Origin of the sequence: Isoptericola croceus, from assembly GCF_029382255.1 — a bacterium.
Lineage (GTDB): Bacteria > Actinomycetota > Actinomycetes > Actinomycetales > Cellulomonadaceae > Isoptericola > Isoptericola croceus.
Genome location: NZ_JARLLG010000201.1, coordinates 1 through 276, shown reverse-complemented (window position 1 = coordinate 276; position 276 = coordinate 1). Strand labels below are relative to the sequence as shown.

1 protein-coding gene is annotated in these 276 nt (G+C 51.8%); it reads right to left on the bottom strand.

Going from position 1 to position 276, the window contains the following annotated elements:
* A partial coding sequence (locus PZC42_RS24560) for an MFS transporter (protein ID WP_277214101.1) occupies positions 1-276 on the bottom strand: 276 nt, incomplete at both ends.

The following is a 276-nucleotide window of genomic DNA, read 5'->3' as shown; positions in this document are numbered from 1 at the left end:
CTTGCAATAGCTCTTCGCTTTTGATAACCTGGCCGGCTTCAACGTAGCGGATGACGTTAGACGTCGGCCCTGCCGGAGGCGGCAACAAGCGCGCTTCTTCCTCATTTACGGAGTGGTACTGTTCAATGTGGGTACATGCAGCGCAGACGATGAAACAAACAGTCGATCCCGCAAACACGTAGAACAATGCTTCGATCGAATACGCAGAAATAAAAACACCGACCAGCAGAATTGTAAGACCTGTTGAGACCGAGCCCCATAGCCGCTGTTCTCCTG